Raw genomic sequence first — 17,646 nt, 5'->3', positions numbered from 1 at the left:
TTAGTCTGCCTATAACTCCAGGCGTGCATGTGTATGCGCCTGAACCGTGGATGGGGAACCATGAACACTTCTACAAGTACCGCCTACAACTACAAGGTGGTCCGCCAATTTGCCATTATGACGGTGGTTTGGGGCATCGTCGGCATGGGGCTCGGCGTTTTTCTCGCCGCGCAGTTGGTCTGGCCAGAACTCAACTTCAATTTGCCTTGGACCAGTTTCGGGCGCCTGCGCCCATTGCACACCAACGCCGTGATTTTCGCCTTCGGCGGCTGCGCTCTGTTCGCCGCCTCGTTCTACTCGGTGCAACGCACCTGCCAGGCCACACTGTTTTCGCCGAAAATCGCGGCGTTTACCTTCTGGGGCTGGCAACTGGTGATTGTGCTGGCGGCCATCAGCCTGCCGCTGGGCTACACCAGCTCCAAGGAGTACGCCGAGCTGGAGTGGCCGATCGACATTTTGATCACCATCGTCTGGGTCGCATACGCCATCGTGTTCTTCGGCACGATCATGAAGCGCAAGACCAAGCACATTTACGTGGGCAACTGGTTCTTCGGCGCATTTATCGTGACCGTGGCCATTTTGCACATCGTTAACAACCTGGAAATCCCGGTCAGCTTCACCAAGTCGTACTCACTCTACGGTGGCGCCACTGACGCCATGGTCCAGTGGTGGTACGGACATAACGCTGTGGGCTTTTTCCTGACGGCGGGCTTTTTGGGGATGATGTACTACTTCGTGCCGAAACAGGCCGAACGTCCGATCTACTCCTATCGCCTGTCCATCGTGCACTTCTGGGCGCTGATCACCCTGTACATCTGGGCCGGCCCTCACCACTTGCACTACACCGCACTGCCGGACTGGGCTCAGTCGCTGGGCATGGTGATGTCACTGATTCTGCTGGCGCCAAGCTGGGGCGGCATGATCAACGGCATGATGACGCTCTCGGGCGCCTGGCATAAGTTGCGCAGCGACCCGATTCTGCGCTTCCTCGTGGTGTCCCTGGCTTTCTACGGCATGTCGACCTTCGAAGGCCCGATGATGGCGATCAAGACCGTGAACGCCCTCTCCCACTACACCGACTGGACCATCGGCCACGTACACGCCGGGGCGCTGGGTTGGGTAGCGATGATTTCGATTGGTGCGCTGTACCACATGATCCCGAAAATTTTCGGCCGCCCGCAGATGTACAGCCTGGGCCTGATCAACGCGCACTTCTGGCTGGCCACCATTGGCACCGTGCTTTACATCGCCTCGATGTGGGTCAACGGCATCGCTCAAGGCCTGATGTGGCGCGCAGTCAACGAAGACGGCACGCTGACCTACTCCTTCGTCGAAACCTTGGTGGCTAGCCATCCAGGCTATGTCGTGCGACTGGTTGGTGGTGCGATCTTCTTCAGCGGCATGTTGCTGATGGCTTACAACACTTGGCGCACCGTGCGTAACGCCGAGCCCGCTGAAGTCGTAGCCGCCGCGCAGATGGCCTGAGGAGTTGGCAATGAAACACGAAGTCGTTGAAAAAAATATCGGCCTGATGCTGTTGCTGATGATTCTGTGCGTGAGTGTTGGCGGCCTGACGCAAATCGTCCCGCTGTTCTTTGAAGACGTGACCAACACTCCGGTGGAGGGCATGAAGCCTTACACCGCGCTGCAACTGGAAGGTCGCGACATCTACATTCGCGAAGGCTGCGTGCAGTGTCACTCGCAGATGATCCGCCCATTCCGCGCCGAGACCGAGCGTTATGGTCACTACTCGGTAGCCGGTGAAAGCGTGTGGGATCACCCGTTTCTGTGGGGTTCCAAGCGTACCGGGCCAGACCTGGCCCGCGTCGGTGGTCGCTACTCGGATGACTGGCACCGTGCGCACTTGTACAACCCGCGCAACGTAGTGCCCGAGTCAAAAATGCCAGCGTATCCATGGCTGGTTGCAACCCCGGTAGATGACAGCCACACCGTGAAAAAACTCGAGGTGATGCGCACCCTGGGCGTGCCGTACACCGACGAAGACATCGCCAACGCCAAGCAGTCGGTACAAGGCAAGACCGAAATGGACGCGCTGGTGGCCTACCTGCAAGTGCTGGGCACTGCCATCAAGAGCAAGAGGTGAGTCATGGTCTTCGAGATGAGTAGTGGAATGATTCGCGGCCTGGGCACCGTGGTGGTGGCCGTGGCGTTTATCGGTCTGGCGCTGTGGGTGTTCAGCCCACGGCGCAAGTCGGAATTTGAAGACGCGACCTTACTGCCATTCAAGGACGATCCAGAGGCGATTCAACACGTCGAGCAAGAACAAGCGTCTAGGAGTAACAAAGCATGACCACCTTCTGGAGTCTCTATATATGCGTGCTGACCATTGGCACGCTGATCGGCCTGACCTGGCTGCTGGTCGGTACGCGCAAGGGTGAAACCAAGAGCGACACCGTCGAGACCATGGGCCACAGCTTCGATGGCATCGAGGAGTACGACAACCCGCTGCCGCAGTGGTGGTTCATGCTGTTCGTTGGCACGCTGGTGTTTTCGGTGGGGTACTTGATCCTTTACCCGGGTTTGGGCAACTGGAAAGGCCTGCTGCCCGGCTATGAAAATGGCTGGACCGGGGTTCATGAGTGGGAAAAGGAGATGGACAAGGCTGACGCCAAGTTCGGACCGATCTTCGCCAAATATGCCGCCATGCCTGTGGAACAAGTAGCGCAAGACCCGGCCGCACTGAAAATGGGCGGTCGCCTGTTTGCCTCCAACTGCTCGGTGTGCCACGGCTCGGATGCCAAGGGTGCTTTCGGCTTCCCGAACCTCGCCGACAACACCTGGCGCTGGGGCGGTGATGCCGACACCATCAAGACCACCATCATGGGCGGCCGCATCGCGGCAATGCCAGCCTGGGGTGAGGTGCTGGGCGAAGCCGGGGTCAAAAACGTCGCGGCTTATGTGCGTCATGGCCTAGCGGGACTGCCATTGCCACAGGACACCACGGTGGATCTGGCTGCTGGCAAGCAAGCCTTTGATACCACCTGCGTGGCGTGCCACGGCGCCGAAGGTAAAGGCATGCCCATGATGGGCGCGCCGGATCTGACGCAACCTGCCGGCTTTATCTACGGCACCAGCCTGGCCCAATTGCAGCAAACCATCCGCCATGGTCGCCAGGGCCATATGCCTGCGCAAAACGAGTTGCTGGGCAACGACAAGGTGCAACTGCTTGCGGCCTACGTGTTCAGCTTGTCGCACGGTAATCAAGAGGAAAACACAACCGAATAATTACCGGACATTTCCTGCCGCATCATTTTGGTGCGGCAGTTCCCGCCTCAAAGCGCGACCAAGTGTCGCACCTCTTTTTAGTCCCTCATTGCTCTCCCGCTATTCAGGGCTAAGCTCTTCTCTTGCGCGATCCGGATTTTCCCGGGCTCACGTCAAGTGAAATTAATCGGTAAGTTGAAGGGCACTGTTACGGGCCACACTAGTGGGTTTACACCGGCTATCGTCCATTGCGATCTTCGCCATGCTCTTGCCACGCCTTGCCCCCACCTGAATTTGCCCGCATCACCCCCTCCGGTTTTGCCCCCCATGCGGCATTTTTGTCGAGGTCACTTTGACCTTACTTCCCGCATGGAAAGGCCGCAGAATAAGCCTTGGAAAGCATTGACCGGGGTCATGCTTCGTTGCAATAGCCCTACGCTTTATACATACTTGCGACCGATTTTTATCCTAATAAAACACCTAAACCGTGGAACCTTAGAATGAGCACAGCAATCAGTCCGACTGCTTATAACTATAAGGTAGTCCGCCAGTTCGCCATCATGACGGTGGTCTGGGGGATCCTTGGCATGGGGCTCGGGGTTTTCATCGCGTCACAGCTTGTGTGGCCTGAATTGAACCTTGGCCTTGAATGGACGACCTTCGGCCGTCTGCGCCCCTTGCATACCAACCTTGTGATCTTTGCCTTTGGTGGCTGTGCATTGTTTGGCACCTCTTATTACGTCGTACAGCGCACCTGCCAAACGCGACTGATCTCCGACACGTTGGCCTCGTTTACCTTTTGGGGTTGGCAGGCCGTCATCGTCGGCGCGATCATCACGTTGCCGCTGGGCTACACCACGACCAAAGAATACGCAGAGCTGGAATGGCCTTTGGCTATTCTGCTGGCCATCGTCTGGGTGACCTACGGCATTGTGTTCTTCGGGACCATTACCAAGCGTAAAACCAAGCACATCTATGTAGGTAACTGGTTCTACGGTGCGTTCATTGTCGTGACGGCAATGCTGCACATCGTCAACCACGCGTCCCTGCCGGTGAGCTTCTTCAAGTCCTACTCGGCTTACGCCGGTGCGACAGATGCCATGATTCAGTGGTGGTACGGCCACAACGCGGTAGGTTTCTTCCTGACTACTGGCTTCCTGGGCATGATGTACTACTTCGTGCCCAAGCAGGCCGAGCGTCCGATCTACTCGTATCGCCTGTCTATCGTGCACTTCTGGGCGCTGATCACCCTGTATATCTGGGCCGGTCCGCACCACTTGCACTACACCGCTCTGCCGGACTGGGCTCAGTCGCTGGGCATGGCAATGTCGATCATCCTGCTGGCTCCAAGCTGGGGCGGCATGATCAACGGCATGATGACCCTGTCGGGCGCCTGGCATAAATTGCGCACCGACCCGATCCTGCGCTTCCTCGTTGTGTCTCTGGCCTTCTACGGCATGTCGACCTTCGAAGGCCCGATGATGGCAATCAAGACCGTCAACTCGCTGTCGCACTACACCGACTGGACCATCGGCCACGTACACGCCGGTGCACTGGGTTGGGTTGCGATGATTTCGATCGGCGCCATGTACCACATGATCCCGAAAGTCTATGGCCAAAAGCAGATGTACAGCACCAGCCTGATCAACGTGCACTTCTGGCTGGCGACTATTGGTACTGTGCTTTATATCGCTTCGATGTGGGTCAACGGCATCACCCAGGGCCTGATGTGGCGTGCAATCAACGACGACGGCACTCTGACCTACTCGTTCGTGGAAGCTCTGCAAGCCAGCCACCCGGGCTTTATCGTTCGCGCCCTTGGCGGTGCAATTTTCGCCAGCGGCATGCTGTTCATGGCCTACAACGTGTTCCGCACCGTGCGTGCCTCGAACCCGGTAGAAGCTGAAGCGGCGACCAAGATCGCTGTAGTTGGAGCCCACTGATGATCAAGCACGAAACAATCGAGAAGAATATTGGCCTCATGGCCTTCTTCATGGTGATCGCCGTCAGTATTGGCGGCCTGACTCAAATCGTTCCGCTGTTCTTCCAGGACGTGACCAACACCCCGGTCGAAGGCATGAAGCCGCGTAACGCGCTGGAACTGGAAGGCCGTGACATCTACATCGCCAATGGCTGTGTGCAATGCCACTCGCAGATGATCCGTCCGTTCCGCGCCGAAACCGAACGCTATGGCCACTACTCGGTCGCCGGTGAAAGCGTGTGGGACCACCCGTTCCTATGGGGTTCCAAGCGTACCGGCCCGGACCTGGCCCGTGTTGGCGGCCGTTACTCTGATGACTGGCACCGTGCGCACCTATACAACCCGCGCAACGTGGTTCCCGAGTCGATCATGCCAGCGTACCCGTTCCTTGTAGAGCGCAAGCTGGACGGCAAGGACACCGCGAAAAAAATGGAAGTCTTGCGCGTGCTCGGCGTCCCTTATACCGACGAAGACATCGCCGGTGCCAAGGATGCTGTGAAGGGCAAAACTGAAATGGACGCACTGGTGGCTTACCTCCAGGGCTTGGGCACCATCATCAAAAGCAAACGGTGATCTGGATGGATATCGGGATGATTCGTGGCCTGGGCACTGTCGTCGTGATGGTGGCTTTTATCGGTTTGGCATTGTGGGTATTCAGCCCGCGACGCAAGTCAGAATTTGACGACGCTACCTTGTTGCCATTCAAGGATGATCCCGAAGCCATCAAGCACGTCGAGCAAGAGCAAGCTTCTAGGAGTAACAAAGAATGACTACGTTCTGGAGTCTGTACGTTACAGTCCTCACTCTGGGTACCATCTTCGCCTTGACCTGGCTGTTGCTGGCCACCCGCAAGGGCCAGCGCAGCGAGCAGACCGACCAAACAGTCGGTCACGCTTTCGACGGGATCGAAGAGTACGACAACCCAATGCCGAAATGGTGGTTCATGCTGTTTGTGGGCACCGTCATTTTCGCCCTCGGCTACCTGGTTCTGTACCCGGGCCTGGGTAACTGGAAAGGCCTGCTGCCGGGCTACCAGTACCTGGACACCAAAGAGCAAACCCCGTTTGCCAATGGCCAGACAGGCTGGACCGGGGTTCACGAGTGGGAAAAGGAAATGGCCAAATCGGACGCCAAATTTGGTCCGATCTTCGCCAAATTCGCAGCCATGCCGATTGAAGAAGTAGCCAAGGACCCGCAAGCACTGAAAATGGGTGGCCGTCTGTTCGCGTCCAACTGTTCGGTGTGCCACGGTTCCGACGCCAAGGGCGCTTACGGCTTCCCGAACCTGACCGACGCCGACTGGCGCTGGGGTGGTACGCCAGCAGACATCAAGACCACCATCATGGCCGGCCGTCACGCCGTCATGCCAGGCTGGTCTGAAGTGATCGGCGAGCAAGGTGTCAGCGACGTAGCTGCCTACGTACTGACCAGTCTCGATGGCCGTAAATTGCCGGAAGGCGCAAAGGCCGACCCTGCCAAGGGCAAGGAGCTTTTCGCTACCAACTGTGCGGTTTGCCACGGGCCTGAAGGTAAGGGTAACCCGCTGATGGGCGCACCGAACCTGACTCACCCGGGAGCGTTCATCTACGGATCGAGCTTTGCTCAACTGCAGCAGACCATCCGCTACGGCCGTCAGGGCCAGATGCCTGCACAGGCCGACCTGCAAGGGAACGACAAGGTTCACTTGCTGGCCGCCTACGTTTACAGCCTGTCCCATGGCGATGACGCCAAGGCAGACGAGTAACGCAGTCGTCTGAAAGCTACAAAAAATGGCCCCGCCAACGAAAGTTGGCGGGGCCATTTTGTTTCAGTCGGTGTTTTAAATTGCCGGGAGTCAGCCAAAAGTAGTAACGTTTCTACATTAAATATCGGGAGGATCATCCCTATGACCATCACCACTATTTCCAGCCGTGAATTCAACCAGGACACAAGCGGTGCCAAAAAAGCATCGCAACAAGGGCCTGTTTACATCTCTGACCGTGGCCGCCCAGCCCATGTACTGCTATGCATGGAGGAGTACCAACGGCTGACCGGCCTGAACACCAGCATTGTCGACCTGCTCGTCATGCCCGAAACAACGCCGGTTGAATTCGAACCCGAACGCGCAGTCATCACGCCGCGCCCAGTGGATTTCTAATGTTCCTGCTCGATACCAACGTGGTTTCAGAACTGCGCAAAGCCCAGGCCGACCCTGCAGTGGTAGCCTGGGCCCGCAGCGTCCCCGCCTACAGGCTGTATATCTCGGCCATTACCCTGCTTGAAATCGAAACCGGGATCCTGCGCCTTGAGCGCCGCGACCCCGAGCAAGCCTCACCACTGCGCAACTGGCTCGAAGCCCATGTGATACCCGCCTTTGCCGGGCGCGTCCTGTCAATTGACGGCGCTGTTGCCAGGCGCTGTGCCCGCCTGCATGTGCCTGACCGCAGCAATGAATGCGACGCACTGATCGCAGCCACCGCACTGGTGCATGACATGACCGTGGTTACCCGCAATACCCGGGACTTTGCCTTTAGCGGCGCCCCTGTGCTCAATCCCTGGGAGCTTTGACTCAGGCAGAACACAACTGACTTGAGCGCTTAAGTCAATTGATCCATGTCATGAGTTGTTACAACTCTTATACCAACTTCTTCTTTTCCGGAACGCGACCAAAGGTCGCACCCTTGAGCTAGAGTCACAGGCGTATCATTACGCCACTGCTACACCTTCTGACCGCGGTCGGCATGTACTGACCGAGGCATTTTCCACTGCCGTGGGACGCACTAATGAGCAATCAGATTCCTGTACACAACGTTACGCCACCTGCCAAAAAACCCACTGAAAGTACCGATTTGTACGCAGCCCGGGAAAAAATCTACACCCGTGCCTTTACCGGACTTTTCCGCAACCTGCGTATCGCAGGCGGCGCTGTGTTGTTCCTGCTGTATTTCGGTACGGTGTGGCTCAACTGGGGCGGGCACCAGGCCGTCTGGTGGAATCTTCCCGAGCGTAAATTCTTTATTTTTGGCGCCACCTTCTGGCCACAGGACTTCATCCTGCTGTCCGGGCTGCTGATCGTCGCCGCTTTTGGCCTGTTCTTTATTACGGTGTATGCCGGGCGCGTGTGGTGCGGCTACACCTGCCCGCAAAGCGTCTGGACCTGGGTGTTCATGTGGTGCGAAAAAGTCACTGAAGGTGATCGCAACCAGCGCATCAAGCTCGACAAGGCGCCAATGAGCGCCAACAAGTTCCTGCGCAAACTCAGCAAGCACTCCTTGTGGCTATTGATCGGCTTTGTCACCGGCATGACCTTTGTCGGCTACTTTTCACCGATTCGAGAACTGGTCATCGACTTCTTTACCGGCCAGGCTGATGGCTGGGCCTATTTCTGGGTCGGCTTCTTCACCCTCGCCACTTACGGTAACGCTGGCTGGCTGCGCGAACAGGTATGCATTTACATGTGTCCGTATGCGCGCTTCCAGAGCGTGATGTTTGATAAAGACACCCTGATCGTGTCGTACGACCCGCGCCGCGGCGAAGTCCGTGGCCCGCGCAAAAAAGATGCAGACTACAAGGCTCAAGGCCTGGGCGACTGCATTGACTGCACCATGTGCGTACAGGTGTGCCCGACCGGCATTGATATCCGCGACGGCCTGCAGATCGAGTGCATTGGCTGCGCCGCATGTATCGATGCCTGCGACAGCATCATGGACAAGATGAACTACCCTCGCGGCCTGATCAGCTACACCACCGAGCACAACCTCTCGGGCCAGGTCACCCACAAACTGCGCCCGCGCCTGATTGGCTATGCGCTGGTGTTGCTGACCATGATGGGGCTGCTGGCAGCCGCATTCTTTACCCGTACCCTGGTCGGTTTCGACGTCAGCAAAGACCGCGTGCTCTACCGCGAAAACGCTGAGGGCCGGATTGAAAACGTCTACAGCCTGAAGATCATGAACAAGGACCAGCAAGACCACACCTACGTGCTGGACGCCACTGGCCTGCCGGACCTCAAGCTGCAGGGCAAACGCGAAATCAAGGTTGCAGCAGGCGATATCGTCAGCCTGCCGGTCGAGCTGTCGATTGCCCCCGAGAAGCTGCCGTCGAGCACCAACGAGGTGTTCTTTATCCTCAAGGATGCCGACAACAACGACATTAATGTTAAAGCCAAGAGCCGATTCATCGGCCCACAAATCAGATAAGAGAGCCAGCCATGCCCGCAGCAAACGCCTCCAGCCCTTGGTACAAGCATCTTTGGCCATGGATCATCATTGCTATCCTGGCCTGCTCAGTGACCTTGACCCTGTCCATGGTCACCATTGCCGTAAAGAACCCGGACAACCTGGTTAACGACAACTACTACGAGGCTGGCAAAGGTATCAACCGCGCGCTGGACCGTGAGCTGCTGGGCCAGACTCTGCAATTGAAAGCCAAGCTGCGTCTGGACGAGATGACCGGCGAAGTTGTGCTGCTGCTGGAGGGCAACAGCAAGCCGCAAGCTTTGGAGCTCAACCTGATCTCCCCGACCCAACCTGAAAAAGACCGTAAAGTCAGCCTGAGCCAAAGCGCATCGGAACCAGGGCGCTACATCGGCCAACTGGATGACAAGATCGAAGGCCGCCGCTTTGTCGAATTGCTGGGCGTTGAAGACGGCAAGACCTGGCGCCTTTTCGAAGAGGAACTGGTCGGCCACGACAAGGACCTGCTACTGGGCGACGAGCCGATTCAAGGCGCTGAAGACCACAACAAGAAGTAACCTTGTCGCGAGCAAGCCCGCTCCTCATTCGTGGGAGCGGGCTTGCTCGCGATGGCGTACTTCCATCGCGATAGATCTCCATGACCTCTCCCGTACCCTGCTATCACTGCGCCCTGCCCGTCCCGCCTGGCAGCCGGTTCACCGCCGTTGTTCTGGGCGAGGTTCGCGAGTTCTGCTGCCCGGGCTGCCAAGCGGTGGCCGAAGCCATCGTGGCCGGCGGCCTCGAAAGCTATTACCAGCATCGCAGTGAACCTTGTGCCAACCCTGAAGCACTGCCCGTGCAACTGGTTGAGGAGTTGGCGCTGTATGACCGCCCCGACGTACAAAAACCCTTTGTCCGACACGAAGGCGAACAAGCCGAAACCACCCTGTTGATAGAAGGCATCAGTTGCGCGGCCTGTGGCTGGCTGATTGAGAAAGACCTGCGCCGCCTGCCTGCCGTGAGCGAAGCACGGCTCAACCTGTCCAACCATCGCTTGCACGTGCGCTGGGACGACAGCCAGTTACCGTTAAGCGAAATCCTCAGTGAGCTGCGCCACATCGGTTATGCCGCGCACCCCTACCAGGCCGATCGCGCCACCGAACAACTGGCCAGCGAAAACCGTCTGGCCTTGCGCCAGCTTGGAGTTGCCGGGCTGTTGTGGTTTCAGGCAATGATGGCAACCATGGCCACCTGGCCCGAATTCAATATCGACCTCAGCCCCGAGATGCACACCATCCTGCGCTGGGTCGCGCTGTTCCTGACCACCCCAATCGTGTTCTACAGTTGCGCACCCTTTTTCAAGGGCGCCATGCGCGACCTGCGCACCCGCCACCTGACCATGGACGTGTCGGTGTCTCTGGCCATCGGCGGCGCTTATATTGCCGGGATCTGGACTGCCATCACCGGGATCGGCGAGCTGTACTTCGATGCTGTCGGCATGTTTGCCCTGTTTTTGCTGGCCGGGCGCTACCTCGAACGCCGCGCCCGCGAGCGCACGGCTGCCGCTACCGCGCAGTTGGTCAATCTGCTGCCTGCCTCCTGCCTGCGCCTGAGTGCCGACGGCCAAAGCGAACGTATCCTGCTGACCGAGCTTAAAGTCGGCGACCACGTGTTGGTCCACCCCGGTGCAATCCTTCCGGCGGACGGCAAGATACTTGATGGCCAGTCAAGCATCGATGAGTCCCTTTTGACCGGCGAGTATCTGCCACAACCACGCCGCATCGGCGACGCAGTAACGGCAGGCACCCTGAATGTCGAAGGCGCGCTGACCATTGAAGTCATGGCGCTGGGCCAGGATACCCGCCTGTCCGCCATCGTGCGCTTGCTCGACCGCGCGCAAACTGAAAAGCCACGCTTGGCAGAAATTGCCGACAAGGCCGCGCAATGGTTCTTGCTGTTCTCGCTGATCGCGGCCGCCGGGATCGGCTTGTTGTGGTGGCAACTTGACCCATCACGGGCGTTCTGGATTGTCCTGGCGATGTTGGTGGCCACCTGCCCTTGCGCACTGTCTCTGGCGACGCCTACCGCACTCACCGCCGCCACCGGCACCCTGCACAAGCTGGGCTTGCTTCTGACTCGCGGCCACGTGATCGAGGGCCTGAACCAGATCGACACGGTGATCTTCGACAAGACCGGCACCTTGACCGAAGGTCGTCTGGCCCTGCGCGCCATTCGCCCGTTGCGCGACCTGGACAGCGATCAGTGCCTGGCCCTCGCCGCGGCGCTCGAAAACCGCTCCGAGCACCCGATCGCCCGCGCCTTTGGTCGCGCCCCACAAGCCGCAGAGGAAGTCCACAGTACTCCGGGGCTGGGCCTTGAAGGCCTGGTCGGCACGCAACGTGTGCGCATTGGTCAGCCGGGATTTGTCTGCGAGCTGAGCCAGTGTCAAATCCCCCACATGCCGGACGAACCCGGCCAATGGCTGCTATTGGGCGACACCACGGGCGTACTGGCCTGGTTTGTTCTGGATGACTGCCTTCGCGACGATGCTCCCGCGTTGCTCGCCGCCTGCAGGGCTCGCGGCTGGCGCACACTGCTGCTCTCGGGCGACAGCTCGCCAATGGTCGCCAGCGTGGCCGCCGAACTGGGAATTGATGAAGCTCAGGGTGGCTTGCGCCCGGATGACAAACTGCGGGTCTTGCAACAATTGCACGCACAGGGGCGCAAGGTGCTGATGCTGGGTGACGGGGTCAACGATGTCCCGGTACTCGCCGCCGCCGATATCAGCGTGGCAATGGGCTCGGCCACTGACCTGGCGAAAACCAGTGCCGATGCCGTGCTGCTGTCCAATCGCCTGGATGCCCTGGTACAAGCCTTTGGCCTGGCACGCCGAACCCGGCGAGTGATCATCGAAAATCTGCTGTGGGCCGGTCTGTACAATGGCCTTATGCTGCCATTTGCCGCGCTGGGCTGGATCACGCCGATCTGGGCCGCCATCGGCATGTCGATCAGCTCATTGACTGTGGTGCTCAATGCCTTGCGCCTGACTCGCATGCCCCATCAGGCGCATACTCCAGTCATGCCACACACCCGCCCGCTGCCGGTCTGAACCGGTCGCCTGGAGCCCATATGCCAGCGCTATACGTCATGATTCCTGCGGCCCTGCTGATTGTCGCCATCTGCATTTTCATTTTCTTTTGGGCGGTTGACAGTGGCCAGTACGACGACCTGGACAGCCCTGCCCACAGCATCCTGTTCGACGATCAAGACCCACAGCACACCGCTGCCGTCGAAGAAGCCAAGAGCCAACACCCGGAGTCGATTACCGACACCGACACCAAAAACCCTCCCCATGCTTGAGCTAGCGCCACTGCTGGTTTCCGCCGTGATTTTAGGCCTGCTCGGAGGCGGGCATTGCCTGGGCATGTGTGGTGGCCTGATGGGCGCGCTGACTCTGGCCATCCCAAAAGAGCAACGCAGCCGACGCTTCAGGCTGCTGCTGGCTTACAACCTCGGCAGAATACTCAGCTATGCCACGGCGGGATTACTGCTGGGGCTGGCAGGCTGGGCCGTGGCCAACAGCCCCGGCGCCATGTACATGCGCATTCTGGCCGGGTTATTGCTGATTTGCATGGGCCTGTACCTGGCGGGCTGGTGGAGCGGCCTGACCCGTATTGAAAGCCTGGGCCGCGGCCTGTGGCGGCATATCCAGCCCGTAGCCAACCGCCTGCTGCCGGTGTCGAGCCTGCCCCGCGCCTTGCTGCTGGGCGCGCTCTGGGGCTGGCTGCCATGCGGGTTGGTGTACAGCACGCTGATCTGGTCCGCCAGCCAGGGCAGCGCCATCGACAGCGCATTGCTGATGCTGGCGTTTGGTCTTGGCACCTGGCCCGTATTGCTGGCTACCGGCCTCGCTGCCGAACGTGTCACTGCACTGCTGCGCAAACGTAGCGTGCGCATGGCCGGAGGACTGCTGGTGATCCTGTTCGGCATCTGGACCCTGCCCGGCCCGCATCAGCATTGGCTGATGGGGCATTAGACTTAATACTTCGTAGCAGCTGCCGAAGGAACGAGGCTGCTGCTACGAGGATTTGCGGACCCCGCTTGAGCGGGAACAGTGTATCTACCAAAATGCTGCCAATCATAGCCGTTGATGCAAATCAAGATGCCACAACGCCCCACCCCCTAGACTCCTGCGCATTGCCAGCCATCCCAGGGGAATGCCCGCATGCTCGACGCCATTCGTTGGGACCCAGACTTGATCCGCCGCTACGACTTGGCCGGACCACGCTACACCTCGTATCCCACAGCGATGCAGTTCAACAGTCAGGTCAGCCCGTTCGACCTGTTGCACGCCCTGCGCGAAAGCCGCAAGGCGCAGCGTCCGTTGTCGCTATACGTCCACGTGCCGTTCTGCGCAAATATTTGCTACTACTGCGCCTGCAACAAAGTCATCACCAAAGACCGTGGCCGAGCACAGCCTTATTTGCAAAAGCTCGAGCAGGAAATCCAGATGATTGCCTGCCACCTCGATCCGAAGCAAAAGGTCGAGCAACTGCACTTCGGGGGCGGCACACCGACTTTTCTCAGTCACGATGAACTGCGCCAATTGATGGCCAAGCTGCGCCAGCACTTCAACCTGTTGGACGACGACTCAGGCGATTACGGCATCGAAATCGACCCGCGGGAAGCCGACTGGTCGACTATGGGCCTATTACGTGAACTGGGTTTCAACCGTGTCAGCATAGGCCTGCAGGACCTCGACCCAGACGTACAGCGAGCGGTCAATCGGATGCAAAGCCTGGAGGAAACGCGGGCGGTGATCGACGCGGCACGCACCCTGCAATTTCGCTCGATCAATATCGACCTGATCTACGGCTTGCCCAAGCAAACCCCGGAGGCCTTTGCGCGCACCATTGACGAAGTGATCAGCTTGCAACCGGACCGGTTGTCAGTGTTCAACTACGCCCACTTGCCTGAACGCTTTATGCCTCAACGCCGGATCAACACCAACGAACTCCCCTCGCCTGCCGCCAAATTGCAGATGCTGGAGCGCACCATCGAACAACTGACCGGCGCGGGCTATCGCTATATCGGCATGGACCACTTCGCACTGCCGGACGACGAACTGGCGATCGCCCAGGAAGAATCCACCCTGCAACGCAATTTTCAGGGCTACACCACCCACGGCCATTGCGACCTGATCGGTCTTGGCGTCTCGGCCATCAGCCAGATTGGCGACCTGTACTGCCAGAATGACAGCGACCTGGCGAGCTACCAGCGCACCCTGGCCAGCGGCCAGCTCGCCACCGGCCGCGGCCTGTTGTGCAATCAGGACGATCGTATCCGCCGCGAGGTTATCCAGCAGATTATTTGCAATTTACATGTGCCGTTTGCATGCATAGAGCAGGCGTTCAATATCGACTTCTGCGGGTATTTTGCCCCGCAGTGGCCAATGCTCAAGACCATGGCCGCCGACGGCCTGATTGCCCTGGACGACCAGCAGTTGACCGTACTGCCTGCCGGACGGTTACTGGTGCGCTCTGTGTGCATGGTGTTCGATGCCTATCTGGAGCAACAAACCCGCCAGCGTTATTCGCGGGTAATTTAAGGCCTCAGACACGGCCTCTAGAGCATGAGATGCGTGCACCGGCGTGGTGCGGCTGGCCTAGCCCTCCGCGCTGGGTTACCCTTGCATCTTATGTGTGTTTTCTCACAAGGATTTAAGAAATGTCCGAGCCAGTAAAAGTGCGCGCTCACAATCAGGCGCAGTGCAAGGATTGCAGTCTGGCGCCTCTCTGTTTGCCACTTTCGTTGAACCTGGAAGACATGGATGCGCTGGAAGAAATCGTCAAGCGCGGTCGCCCACTGAAAAAAGGCGAGTTCCTGTTCCGTCAGGGCGACACCTTTGGCTCGGTTTACGCCGTACGCTCTGGCGCGCTGAAAACGTTTAGCCTAAGCGACAACGGTGAAGAGCAAATTACCGGTTTCCATCTGCCGAGCGAACTGGTCGGCCTCTCCGGGATGGACACAGAGACTTACCCGGTGTCAGCCCAAGCGCTGGAAACTACACCTGTGTGCGAAATTCCTTTCGAGCGTCTCGACGAACTCTCGGTGCAACTGCCACAGCTTCGCCGCCAGCTGATGCGCGTGATGAGCCGCGAAATTCGTGACGACCAGCAAATGATGCTGCTGCTGTCGAAAAAAACGGCTGACGAGCGTATTGCAACTTTTCTGGTCAACCTGTCTGCACGCTTTCGCGCTCGTGGCTTTTCGGCCAATCAGTACCGCCTGAGCATGTCGCGCAACGAGATCGGCAATTATCTGGGCCTGGCCGTTGAGACGGTGTCCAGGGTCTTTACCCGCCTGCAGGAAAACCAGTTGATCACAGCTGAAGGCAAGGAAGTGCATATCCTTGACCCCATCAAGTTGTGCGCCCTGGCCGGTGGTTCGCTGGAAGTCTAAGACGGCTTACCGGGTTATACTGGCGCGCTTAACGCACGCCAGGACAGCCCGATATGGTCTCCGACAATTTTTGCCTCAAATCCCTGATCCGCCCGGTCATTGACTTCCCCAAGCCGGGAGTCATCTTTCGCGATATCACCCCCCTGTATCAATCGCCCCGCGCCATGCGCGTGATCGCCGACAGCTTTATCGAGCGCTATGTCGAGGCCGACTTCAGCCACATCGGTGCCATGGATGCCCGGGGCTTTTTGATTGGTTCGGTACTGGCACATCAGCTCAACAAACCACTGATCCTGTTTCGCAAACAAGGCAAATTGCCCGCTGACGTTTTGGCCGAAGGCTATCAGACGGAATATGGCGAAGCGTTTCTGGAAGTTCACGCCGACAGCCTGTGTGAAGGCGATTCATTGCTGATCGTCGATGACTTGATCGCCACCGGCGGCACGCTGATCGCCGCGGCCAACCTGGTACGACGCATGGGCGCCCAGGTATTTGAAGCGGCTGCGATCATTGACCTGCCCGAGCTGGGTGGCTCAAAGCGCTTGCAAGACTTGGGGGTGCCTACCTTCTGCCTGACCGAGTTTTCGCTGACAGAGTAATCATCTCATTGTGTAGCCGCTGCCGCAGGCTGCGATGGACTGCGCAGCAGGCCCGCCACTTTGAAAGACCTGCGGCAGCGACTACAGACTGGGCTTACAAAATAATCGGCCGACGCCCAGAGAACGAATGAGCCAGAGTGCCACCATCGACCAGCTCCAGCTCACCCCCCAGCGGCACACCATGAGCGATCCGTGAAGCGATCAGGCCTTTATTGCTGAGCAGTTGAGCAATGTAATGCGCAGTGGCCTCACCCTCAACCGTAGGGTTGGTCGCCAGAATCACCTCTGTAAAAGTGCCCTGTTCGGCAATACGCGTCATCAATTGCGGAATGCCAATCGCCTCCGGCCCCAGACCATCAAGCGGCGACAAATGCCCCTTGAGCACGAAATAACGCCCGCGATAGCCCGTCTGCTCGACGGCATACACATCCATCGGCCCCTCGACCACACAGAGCAAGGTGTCATCACGGCGCACGTCGGCACACTGCGGGCACAAGTCGTCTTCCGTCAGGGTTCTGCACAGACGGCAATGTCCCACGCCCTCCATCGCCTGAGTCAAGGCCAAAGCCAAGCGCGAACCGCCACTGCGATCACGTTCAAGCAGTTGCAGAGCCATGCGCTGCGCGGTCTTTTGACCCACACCCGGCAAGGTACGCAAGGCATCGATCAGTTGGCGAATCAGGGGGCTGAAGCTCATAGGGAAAGGTCCGACAAAACAACGAGACGCGGTTTATACCCGCGGTATGGGGTGGCGTCAAATGCCCGTAAAACAGGCAAAAAAATGCCAGGCTCAAGGCCTGGCATTTTTGAGCGCCTTAGAACGGCAGCTTCATGCCCGGCGGCAGTTGCATGCCGGCAGTCACGCCCGACATTTTGTCCTGGCTGTTGGCTTCGATCTTGCGAACGGCGTCGTTGACAGCAGCGGCAAACAGATCTTCCAGCACTTCGCGGTCATCTTCACTGACGCCTTCAAGCAGAGCCGGATCAATGCTCACACGCTTGATGTCGTGACGGCCAGTCATGACCACGGTGACCATATCGCCACCCGCCTTGCCGGTGACTTCAGCATTGGCCAGTTCTTCCTGCATCTTGGCCATTTTTTCCTGCATCTGCTGCGCCTGCTTCATCAGGCCGGCCATGCCACCTTTCATCATGGGAATCACCTCAAACGTTATTTGGACAATGCTCCCGGGATCAAAACGGCCCCGGGCTGTAAGTTTCTATC

At 58.5% G+C, this 17,646-nt stretch carries 20 protein-coding genes; 18 read left to right on the top strand and 2 right to left on the bottom strand.

Annotated elements, in window-relative coordinates; all coding sequences use genetic code 11:
- Positions 1-60: 60 nt before the first annotated feature.
- The 18 genes from ccoN (U5A05_RS08660) to U5A05_RS08575 all read left to right on the top strand — a co-directional run bounded on the left by ccoN (U5A05_RS08660) (position 61) and on the right by U5A05_RS08575 (position 16,421).
- Complete coding sequence (gene ccoN / locus U5A05_RS08660; protein WP_019826669.1) at positions 61-1,485, top strand: cytochrome-c oxidase, cbb3-type subunit I; 1,425 nt, start codon at positions 61-63, stop codon at positions 1,483-1,485.
- 10 nt (positions 1,486-1,495) lie between these two features.
- Positions 1,496-2,104 carry a cytochrome-c oxidase, cbb3-type subunit II gene (ccoO, locus tag U5A05_RS08655; RefSeq protein WP_261741716.1) on the top strand — a complete coding sequence of 203 codons (609 nt, stop codon included), beginning with the start codon at positions 1,496-1,498 and terminating at the stop codon, positions 2,102-2,104.
- 15 nt (positions 2,105-2,119) lie between these two features.
- Complete coding sequence (locus tag U5A05_RS08650) at positions 2,120-2,311, top strand: cbb3-type cytochrome oxidase subunit 3 (RefSeq protein WP_019826673.1); 192 nt, start codon at positions 2,120-2,122, stop codon at positions 2,309-2,311.
- Positions 2,308-3,246: a cytochrome-c oxidase, cbb3-type subunit III gene (ccoP, locus tag U5A05_RS08645; protein WP_261741715.1), complete on the top strand. Its 939-nt coding sequence runs from the start codon at positions 2,308-2,310 to the stop codon at positions 3,244-3,246. The genes U5A05_RS08650 and ccoP (U5A05_RS08645) overlap by 4 nt, the downstream gene beginning before the upstream one ends.
- 479 nt (positions 3,247-3,725) lie before the next feature.
- Positions 3,726-5,168, top strand: a complete 1,443-nt coding sequence (gene ccoN, locus U5A05_RS08640) for a cytochrome-c oxidase, cbb3-type subunit I (protein WP_261741714.1) — start codon at positions 3,726-3,728, stop codon at positions 5,166-5,168.
- Positions 5,168-5,779: a cytochrome-c oxidase, cbb3-type subunit II gene (gene ccoO, locus U5A05_RS08635; RefSeq protein ID WP_261741713.1), complete on the top strand. Its 612-nt coding sequence runs from the start codon at positions 5,168-5,170 to the stop codon at positions 5,777-5,779. Before ccoN (U5A05_RS08640) ends, ccoO (U5A05_RS08635) begins: the two co-directional genes overlap by 1 nt.
- Before the next feature lie 5 nt (positions 5,780-5,784).
- Positions 5,785-5,976, top strand: a complete 192-nt coding sequence (locus U5A05_RS08630; protein ID WP_003447209.1) for a CcoQ/FixQ family Cbb3-type cytochrome c oxidase assembly chaperone — start codon at positions 5,785-5,787, stop codon at positions 5,974-5,976.
- On the top strand, positions 5,973-6,950 hold the full coding sequence (gene ccoP, locus U5A05_RS08625) for a cytochrome-c oxidase, cbb3-type subunit III (RefSeq protein ID WP_261741712.1): 978 nt from the start codon (positions 5,973-5,975) through the stop codon (positions 6,948-6,950). The genes U5A05_RS08630 and ccoP (U5A05_RS08625) overlap by 4 nt, the downstream gene beginning before the upstream one ends.
- A gap of 141 nt (positions 6,951-7,091) precedes the next feature.
- The gene (locus U5A05_RS08620; RefSeq protein ID WP_321836114.1) at positions 7,092-7,343 is read left to right on the top strand and encodes a type II toxin-antitoxin system Phd/YefM family antitoxin; all 252 of its coding nucleotides are present in this window, start codon (positions 7,092-7,094) and stop codon (positions 7,341-7,343) included.
- Positions 7,343-7,753, top strand: a complete 411-nt coding sequence (locus U5A05_RS08615; RefSeq protein ID WP_261741710.1) for a type II toxin-antitoxin system VapC family toxin — start codon at positions 7,343-7,345, stop codon at positions 7,751-7,753. Before U5A05_RS08620 ends, U5A05_RS08615 begins: the two co-directional genes overlap by 1 nt.
- 215 nt (positions 7,754-7,968) lie before the next feature.
- Positions 7,969-9,384 (top strand): cytochrome c oxidase accessory protein CcoG, encoded by a 1,416-nt coding sequence (gene ccoG, locus U5A05_RS08610; protein ID WP_321836113.1) that lies wholly within the window; start codon positions 7,969-7,971, stop codon positions 9,382-9,384.
- An 11-nt stretch (positions 9,385-9,395) separates the two neighbouring features.
- Positions 9,396-9,938: a FixH family protein gene (locus tag U5A05_RS08605; protein WP_261741708.1), complete on the top strand. Its 543-nt coding sequence runs from the start codon at positions 9,396-9,398 to the stop codon at positions 9,936-9,938.
- A gap of 80 nt (positions 9,939-10,018) precedes the next feature.
- On the top strand, positions 10,019-12,469 hold the full coding sequence (locus tag U5A05_RS08600; RefSeq protein WP_321836112.1) for a heavy metal translocating P-type ATPase: 2,451 nt from the start codon (positions 10,019-10,021) through the stop codon (positions 12,467-12,469).
- A 20-nt stretch (positions 12,470-12,489) separates the two neighbouring features.
- A complete protein-coding gene (gene ccoS, locus U5A05_RS08595) occupies positions 12,490-12,720 on the top strand; it encodes a cbb3-type cytochrome oxidase assembly protein CcoS (protein ID WP_261741706.1) in 231 nt (76 codons plus the stop codon).
- On the top strand, positions 12,713-13,396 hold the full coding sequence (locus U5A05_RS08590; protein WP_261741705.1) for a sulfite exporter TauE/SafE family protein: 684 nt from the start codon (positions 12,713-12,715) through the stop codon (positions 13,394-13,396). The genes ccoS and U5A05_RS08590 overlap by 8 nt, the downstream gene beginning before the upstream one ends.
- Positions 13,397-13,585: 189 nt before the next feature.
- Positions 13,586-14,968: an oxygen-independent coproporphyrinogen III oxidase gene (gene hemN, locus U5A05_RS08585; protein ID WP_261741704.1), complete on the top strand. Its 1,383-nt coding sequence runs from the start codon at positions 13,586-13,588 to the stop codon at positions 14,966-14,968.
- 119 nt (positions 14,969-15,087) lie between these two features.
- Positions 15,088-15,822, top strand: a complete 735-nt coding sequence (gene fnr, locus U5A05_RS08580; RefSeq protein WP_261741703.1) for a fumarate/nitrate reduction transcriptional regulator Fnr — start codon at positions 15,088-15,090, stop codon at positions 15,820-15,822.
- 53 nt (positions 15,823-15,875) lie between these two features.
- Positions 15,876-16,421 carry an adenine phosphoribosyltransferase gene (locus U5A05_RS08575; RefSeq protein WP_261741702.1) on the top strand — a complete coding sequence of 182 codons (546 nt, stop codon included), beginning with the start codon at positions 15,876-15,878 and terminating at the stop codon, positions 16,419-16,421.
- Between the two features lie 94 nt (positions 16,422-16,515).
- On the opposite strand, the gene recR is transcribed toward U5A05_RS08575, so the two are convergent.
- Positions 16,516-17,118 (bottom strand): recombination mediator RecR, encoded by a 603-nt coding sequence (gene recR, locus U5A05_RS08570; protein WP_261741701.1) that lies wholly within the window; start codon positions 17,116-17,118, stop codon positions 16,516-16,518.
- 118 nt (positions 17,119-17,236) lie between these two features.
- On the bottom strand, positions 17,237-17,575 hold the full coding sequence (locus U5A05_RS08565) for a YbaB/EbfC family nucleoid-associated protein (protein WP_019826710.1): 339 nt from the start codon (positions 17,573-17,575) through the stop codon (positions 17,237-17,239).
- Positions 17,576-17,646 lie beyond the last annotated feature (71 nt).

This window comes from Pseudomonas kulmbachensis (genome assembly GCF_963681935.1).
GTDB lineage: Bacteria > Pseudomonadota > Gammaproteobacteria > Pseudomonadales > Pseudomonadaceae > Aquipseudomonas > Aquipseudomonas kulmbachensis.
Note: the sequence above shows the minus strand (reverse complement) of the source record. Positions and strands in the feature narration are given on the sequence as shown.

Coding starts and splice junctions, on each gene's coding strand:
- ccoP (WP_261741715.1), top strand. CDS start 2,308: ATGACCACCTTCTGGAGTCTCTATATATGCGTGCTGACCATTGGCACG.
- U5A05_RS08590 (WP_261741705.1), top strand. CDS start 12,713: ATGCTTGAGCTAGCGCCACTGCTGGTTTCCGCCGTGATTTTAGGCCTG.
- U5A05_RS08630 (WP_003447209.1), top strand. CDS start 5,785: ATGGATATCGGGATGATTCGTGGCCTGGGCACTGTCGTCGTGATGGTG.
- U5A05_RS08650 (WP_019826673.1), top strand. CDS start 2,120: ATGAGTAGTGGAATGATTCGCGGCCTGGGCACCGTGGTGGTGGCCGTG.
- ccoO (WP_261741716.1), top strand. CDS start 1,496: ATGAAACACGAAGTCGTTGAAAAAAATATCGGCCTGATGCTGTTGCTG.
- ccoS (WP_261741706.1), top strand. CDS start 12,490: ATGCCAGCGCTATACGTCATGATTCCTGCGGCCCTGCTGATTGTCGCC.
- ccoN (WP_261741714.1), top strand. CDS start 3,726: ATGAGCACAGCAATCAGTCCGACTGCTTATAACTATAAGGTAGTCCGC.
- U5A05_RS08565 (WP_019826710.1), bottom strand. CDS start 17,575: ATGATGAAAGGTGGCATGGCCGGCCTGATGAAGCAGGCGCAGCAGATG.
- U5A05_RS08575 (WP_261741702.1), top strand. CDS start 15,876: ATGGTCTCCGACAATTTTTGCCTCAAATCCCTGATCCGCCCGGTCATT.
- recR (WP_261741701.1), bottom strand. CDS start 17,118: ATGAGCTTCAGCCCCCTGATTCGCCAACTGATCGATGCCTTGCGTACC.
- U5A05_RS08605 (WP_261741708.1), top strand. CDS start 9,396: ATGCCCGCAGCAAACGCCTCCAGCCCTTGGTACAAGCATCTTTGGCCA.
- U5A05_RS08620 (WP_321836114.1), top strand. CDS start 7,092: ATGACCATCACCACTATTTCCAGCCGTGAATTCAACCAGGACACAAGC.
- U5A05_RS08615 (WP_261741710.1), top strand. CDS start 7,343: ATGTTCCTGCTCGATACCAACGTGGTTTCAGAACTGCGCAAAGCCCAG.
- ccoG (WP_321836113.1), top strand. CDS start 7,969: ATGAGCAATCAGATTCCTGTACACAACGTTACGCCACCTGCCAAAAAA.
- ccoO (WP_261741713.1), top strand. CDS start 5,168: ATGATCAAGCACGAAACAATCGAGAAGAATATTGGCCTCATGGCCTTC.
- fnr (WP_261741703.1), top strand. CDS start 15,088: ATGTCCGAGCCAGTAAAAGTGCGCGCTCACAATCAGGCGCAGTGCAAG.
- ccoN (WP_019826669.1), top strand. CDS start 61: ATGAACACTTCTACAAGTACCGCCTACAACTACAAGGTGGTCCGCCAA.
- U5A05_RS08600 (WP_321836112.1), top strand. CDS start 10,019: ATGACCTCTCCCGTACCCTGCTATCACTGCGCCCTGCCCGTCCCGCCT.
- hemN (WP_261741704.1), top strand. CDS start 13,586: ATGCTCGACGCCATTCGTTGGGACCCAGACTTGATCCGCCGCTACGAC.
- ccoP (WP_261741712.1), top strand. CDS start 5,973: ATGACTACGTTCTGGAGTCTGTACGTTACAGTCCTCACTCTGGGTACC.